This is a genomic window from Nocardia sp. NRRL WC-3656 (assembly GCF_000720265.1).
Taxonomy (GTDB): Bacteria; Actinomycetota; Actinomycetes; order Mycobacteriales; family Mycobacteriaceae; genus Nocardia; species Nocardia nova.
In genome coordinates, this window is sequence record NZ_JOJF01000102.1 from 1 (window position 1) to 591 (window position 591).

The 591-nt window shown below is 65.5% G+C and carries 1 protein-coding gene; it reads left to right on the forward strand.

Annotated elements, in window-relative coordinates:
• Window positions 1-591: AMP-binding protein (locus IG65_RS35530; protein WP_036526660.1), on the forward strand; the 591-nt coding region annotated here is incomplete at both ends.

Genomic DNA, 591 nt, shown 5'->3' on the forward strand with positions numbered 1-591 from the left:
AGCCCGCTACTCCACGGCGGCCGACTGGTCGTGATCCCCGACTCGATCACCCTCTCCCCCAACGACTTCCACGACGTCCTCGCCGCCCAACACGTCACCATGCTGACCCAAACCCCCACCGCCGCAGCAATGCTCATACCGGAAGGCCTGGAACCGCTGACACTGATACTCGGCGGCGAACATTGCCCGGCCCAAGTGATAGACCGCTGGGCACCCGCACACACAGTCATCAACGGCTACGGACCCACCGAAACCACCATGTGCGTTTCCTTGACCGCGCCATTGGCGCCGGGTTCAGGGACACCACCGATCGGTTCACCCGTGCCGGGTGCGGCGTTGTTCGTCCTCGACCGCTGGCTGCGGCCGGTGCCGGTTGGTGTGACAGGTGAGTTGTATGTGGCCGGTGACGGCGTCAGCTGCGGCTATCGGCGTCGCAGCGCACTGACCGCGACACGGTTCGTGGCTTACCCATACGCCGCGCCCGGGGCCCGGATGTATCGCACCGGAGATCTCGTCCGCTGGGGAAGCGACGGCCAACTCCACTACGTGGACCGCGCCGACGAACAAGTCAAAATCCGCGGATACCGCATC